The following is a 6,060-nucleotide window of genomic DNA, read 5'->3' as shown; positions in this document are numbered from 1 at the left end:
TAGTCAAGGATTCGCCGCCAAAGTCCTCGACAAACATCACGAGGCTGTTTTGGTATTTTTGCAAGTCATAAACCTGTACGACTCCCGGCTCTTTTAGCTCTTGGGTGATGCGGTATTCGGTGCGGTAGCGCACCAATTCTTGAGGTGTGGGGTAGTTTTCTTTGAGAAGTTTGAGGATGATTGGTTGGTTGTCTGCTTCCCGAATCGCCCGGTAAACCAGAGAGTTGGCACTTTCATAGATAAGTGTCTGGGCCGCAACGCCTGCAATAGAGAGCATATTGATTTTTCTGCTAAAAATTAACGAGCCGTCAAAATGCACCAGCTTTCTGTAGATAATAGCGCGTTAGAAAGGCAAAAAAAAGGTTGGTTAACAAAATGTTTAGTCTTTCGGGTAGCAGCCTGCAAATACTTTGTAGTTGTCCGGATTTCGTTACCCTAGTTTGTATTGTGCGTTAACCGTCGATCGCATTTTCTGCTGCCAAGATATTCAGATATAGCAACCGCGCCCGATGGTGAGGACGTTCTTAATCGCTCAAATCATTGCCCCCAATTGCATTTTCCCTCTCTTCTAGATAACTAAAGCCTTCAACATCTGCTATAGCTGGTGAGAGTTCCCTGGCCCTACGCGGCTGCCAACTCTCACCAGAAGCGGACTCTCAAAGCCCTCAGGGACTCGCGGTGTAATAATGTAGCGATCGAGCTTTGGACTTTTATGATTAATCTAAATTGTGTGGCCGGTCTTTGATTTTTGTGCGACTCACCAATGCAGACTGACAGCGTTCCCAATAAATTTTAGCGGCCCTCACGCCCTGATTGTGACGCCAACACTCGGAAAATAGCCGCAGCGTTTCCGCGAAATTCTCTTGCTAATAAATGGTCAAAGCTTCTGCAAACAATTCCAGATCCGCTAACTTGCCCTGTTTAATTTCTGGCCCGTCAGCATCAAACACCTCATCTAGATCACATAACTGTCATTCCATCAATCATAGCTGACTGAATAATTTTATAAGCATCGACCCAAGCTTTTTCGGTTTCAGGTGTCCACTCTAAACCCATCTGCGCCTTCAGGGCTTGAATGAGTGCATTGGCAACCATAGGATAATGTTCTTCTAAAACGCCATATTTGGCATGAGTTGCACCTAATCCTTTAGCAAAAACATGAATTAACTTAGGTTTCCTTAAATTTTCAATAATTACTTCTAAGCTTTGCCAAAGCTTTTCTTTTTGCTGTTCCATGTTTGTATTCATGAAAAGAGTTTTAATCTGCTCAGACTCCTGAAAAAGGATTTCATAAAACTTACTGACAAATTCCTCAGATTGAGGTTTAATTAATGCTACAGTTCTCTCTAATAGCTCCATGCTTAAAGTAAGATTTTTTTGCTCGCACCAGTCCCAATAAATTTGAGCAACTTGATCCGAAGGGCAGACCTTTAAACATTCAGAAAACAATTCTTTGGCTGCGATAAATTTTTCTTGGCGGTATAAGAGCAAAGCTTGAGCAAATAAATCTTTGGTTGCTAATTTTCCTCGCTTTGTTTCAGGAATATCTGCATCAAAAATTTCATAGATTGTAGATAACTTTAGTTTGCCTTTCACACTAATTTCAGCAATCATGCGAATAGCATAGTTGCTAGGATTAGCTAATTTATTAAAAGTCTGCTGTGTAATCAGTAAAGCAACACTATAAGTTTTTGTTAATCCTTCCACACGAGAAGCTAAATTCACCGCATCACTAATTACGGTCGTATCCATGCGATTTTGCCCGCCCACCGTGCCTAACATTAAATTCCCCGTATTAATGCCAATCCCAATCTTAATCGGGGCATAACCAGAATTCACCCGCTCTTGATTGTATACTTGAAGTTGATGCAGCATGGCAATACTGGCGTTTACTGCATTATCAGGATTACCGCTAAATAGCGCCATAATCGCATCACCAATATATTTATCAATAAAACCATTATTTTCAATAATCGCCGATTCCATCCGAGATAGATAAGCATTAATAAACTGAAAATTCTCCTCGGGTGTCATCTTTTCTGAAATTGTCGTAAAGTCACGAATATCAGAAAATAGCACAGACATTTCTAACTGTACTTGATCGCCTAATTGCACATCAAGAATACTAGATTTTTCCAAAAGTTGCAGAAATTGACTGGGGACGAAACGCTCGTAAGCTTTGTTGATTTGAAAAAGTTGATGGGTGAACCTTAGCCGCTCAGTTTCGGCTTTTTTGCGCTCCCTTATATCTTGAAATGCTGCTAAGCCGTAGGCAATATTGCTCTGATTATCATAGATAGGCGTTCCCCAAACTTCCAGTGGTACAACCTTGTCAGTCTGGTTGATTGCTATATCATTAACAGTGGAACTTTCACCATTTAATGCCCGCACTCCAGGCATTTTTTCAACAGGATACGGCTGGGAAGTGTCAGCAGTATATAGTTGATAAACCTCTGTTAATTGCTCGCGCGTGGCATCAGCCGCCACTCCTTTTCCCAGAAGCTGCTGCGCCTTCTGATTAACGTAGTAAGGTGTACCAGTGGGTTTGAGTACCATTATCCCTACTGGCATCGCTTCTAGGAATTGAGTCAGCCTGGTTTCATTGTCGCGTACTTCTGTATAGAGTTTAGAATTTTGAATCGAGATAGCCGCCTGTCCAGATAACACTTTTAAGAGTTCCACTCTTTCTGGTGTAAAAGCTCCGGCTGTCAGATTATTTTCTAGGTAAACAATACTAAGGATTTGAGATTGGTTAATCAGCGGCACACATAAAATTGATTTGGGCTGATGCTTTTGGATGTAGGGGTCGTTGGTAAATTGTCCCTCTCTGCCAGCATCATCTAGTACGACGCTTTCTTGAGTGCGGGCTACATAATTAACAATTGCGGAGGAAAGTTCCTGACAATCTTCTATGGGGATTGACTGCAACACGGTGACTTGTTGAGAATTTATTGTCCATTCTGCTTCAATTAACAGCTTTTCCTGGCTTGATAAAATTAGATATCCTCTTTGTGCCCCGGCACTTTCAATCAAAATTTTCATCAAGCTAGACATCAGTTTATCTAGCATTATTTCACCGGATATCGTCTGAGAAGCTTTCATTACTGTGGTGAGATCTAAGAGAGATTCCGAATCGGTCGTTACTCTTGCGGTATTTTGAGTGTTTTTATTTCTAGGTTTAATTGGTTTTAATAACTGGGGATATCGTGTTTCTAAATCTTTTACCTTAGCAGTGGCTCCCCATTGGATATAACAATAATACGCCTCAATTATGTAGATTTGAGCAAATTTTTCTTTACCCCATTCCCAGTAAAATTTTGCGGCTAGTTCATTAGCTAGTGCTTCTTCGTTGAGGAATTTATTTTCTTTGGCTCCAGAAATGGCGCGATCGTACATTTCAATCGCCTCAGCTTTATTACCCAACACCCGTTGCCGTTCTGCCTCAACTAAATACCATTTATGCAGATAATTCATCGGAGCATTTTGCGCCCATTGGTGCAAAGTGGTTTGATGGGTTTCCACAGAGGCGAGAAGATCAGCTTGCTCGGTTTCTGGCTGTGTAGGGAAAAGTGCCAAGTTCGTCAGGGCGGCATATAAATGGAAAATGGGAACAAAAATCAATCCCGATACTGCCATTAAATACTGTTGGCCTTGGGCAATGTAGTCTAGGGCCGCCGTGTAATTTCCATAGCAGTAGGCAAGCAAGAGTTTGTAGATGTAGGCACAAGCGAGCGCAGAGAGTTCATTGTCCTGATTATGCTTAGGAATCATCACTGTTTCATCATAGGCAGTTCCAATTAAGCAATCCGGTTGACTTACTGTTTCCCTCAAGTTCTGCGCCGTCTGCTGCGTCATATCCACATAAGTCTGGACAGAATATTGCTTCGCCTGAGCCAACGCTGCGCTGTAACTTACTATCTCGGTTGCCCAAGTGTCTAGTTCTACCCCACCCAAGAAATGAGCATGAAAGTAATTGTTTATGTTGTAGCTAGCGTATAGAAAGTCGCCAGTTTCCATGCCTGCGGTATAGCCATCTTTCAGTGTCGGTATCATTGCCCTCATAGCTTCTTGGCGATGCTGAAGCCAGCAACCAAACAGAAGCAAAGTTTGGGACTTGAATTCGCGCACATTGAACCTATCGAGCAATGAGAGTGCCAATTGCCCAAAGCCATAGCCGGTTTCCACCTCTTGTAAAAAGGCACATAACACCATCCCGTGCATCGCATACCCCATAGTCGAGGCGGGTGCATTCCCAAATTGGAGCGATAAACTCACCATGGTGCAGCTAACTAGGGGCGTTAAACTCGGCATTCCTTGAAAAATGGGTGCAAGCAACATTCCCCAGAGTTGCATAGCTGCCCGACTCTGTGGATTTGTCATCACAGGCAAGTCAACCAGTTGCTCAATGTGTTTGTCCTGAAGTTGACTAGCCAGGGCTTGCAGCGCTTTACCAATCAAGGCTTTGTCAGGTTCGCTCGGGAGATCGATCCCCAGTAGTCGCAGGGCATCTCTACCCACTGCGATCGCCTTCCACATCTTACTCTGGGCTGTCTGGGCGACGATTTGAATTTCGTAAATTTTAATTTTGTCTAAAATGGTTTGGGCTTTTTGCAAAACCTTTGCTGCCATCCGCTCCATACCCTCAAAATCAGCATTTAAATAGGCAGCTTCAGCGGCAGCAATATAGAGATTTAGGGTCAATTCATACTGACTTTGCCAGCAGTTGGCCCTCAGTAGATTTATTCCCGTTTGCAGATAGATATTTGCCGCAGTGTAGGCAGTAGAACTTTTGGCTTTTCCTCCCGCTTCTAAGTTGAGTTGGGCTAATGCTTCCCGTTCGCTCGGTTGAAGAATCAACTCAATTCCTTGATTTAAATGCCCCACAAGATCAAAGAGTTTTTCTTCTCTTTCTAGATCAGAATAATTTTGTAGCAGTAATTGTCCAATTTTGAGATGAGTGGCTTTTTTTTTGTTGTCGGGAATCAATGAATAGGCAGCTTGTTGCACGCGATCGTGCAGGAAGCGATAAGTTGGATTAGCAACAGACTCAGTATTGGCTCGATCGTCTGTGGGAATGAAGCATTTATAGCCTTCTGTAATAGGTAAAATGAGTTCTTCTTGTAATGCTCTCCAAAGTGCTGATGCTGTTTGTTCGGGTAGTTCTTCGTTGACTATTGCCAAGGTATCTAAATCAAACTGCGCCCCAATGCAGGCGGCAAGTTTGAGAACCTCCTGAGTAAGGGCCGGCAATTTCTGCAATTGCACCGTCATAAACTCCACCACATCCGAGGCATCGGCAAATGTAACTTGAGCAATATCGCACCGCCACCTCCCTTTACTTCCCCCCTTACTGAGGGGGGACACAGGGGGGTCAAAGATAATTTGACCATCTTCATACAACGCCTTGAGGAATTGAGTCGAGAAAAAGGGATTACCTTTGGTTTTTTGATAAACCAATTCTGTCAAGGGTTGAGAAGAGGATAAATCGCAAATCAGCGTATCTGCTACCAACTGATTGAGATCTGCTAAACTCAACGGTTGCAGGGTAATAGTATTCACCACTGCACCAGACTTGATAATTTCATCCACCGTCAACATAAACGGATGAGTAGGGGACACCTCATTATCCCGATAAGCACCTAACACTAATAGATGCCCCCTATCCTGCATTAACAGTTGTAGCAACTTCAAGGATGCCGAATCTGCCCACTGCAAATCGTCCAAAAACATCACTAATGGATGTTCTGCTGTGGTAAATACTTGCACAAACTTTTGCATCAGCAGATTGAAGCGATTTTGGGCGGCACTTCCCGACAGTTCTAGTGCAGGACTTTGAGGGTCAATGATGCGTTCTAATTCAGGAATTACCTCAATTAGCACTTGCCCACTGTCGCCCACTGCTGTCAGAATCCGGGTTTTCCATGTTTGTAATTGAGCATCCGGTTCTGATAATAATTGCCCCATCAATTCCCGAAATGCTTGCACAAATGCACTGAAAGGAATATTGCGCTGGAATTGGTCGTATTTGCCTTTAATAAAATAGCCCCGCTGTCTGGCTAT

2 protein-coding genes are annotated in these 6,060 nt (G+C 43.2%); both read right to left on the bottom strand.

From position 1 onward, the window contains the following. A partial coding sequence (locus ACUVJL_RS10845; protein WP_445245846.1) for a hypothetical protein occupies positions 1 to 277 on the bottom strand: 277 nt, incomplete at its 3' end. 683 nt (positions 278 to 960) lie between these two features. Then, positions 961 to 6,060, bottom strand: a 5,100-nt coding sequence (locus ACUVJL_RS10840; RefSeq protein WP_445245845.1) for an AAA family ATPase, incomplete at its 5' end; no start/stop codon positions are given.

The organism is Microcoleus sp. OTE_8_concoct_300 (genome assembly GCF_031383065.1).
Classification (GTDB): Bacteria; Cyanobacteriota; Cyanobacteriia; order Cyanobacteriales; family Microcoleaceae; genus Microcoleus.
The sequence above is the reverse complement of the archived record's forward strand: the minus strand, read 5'-3'. Positions and strand labels throughout refer to the sequence as shown.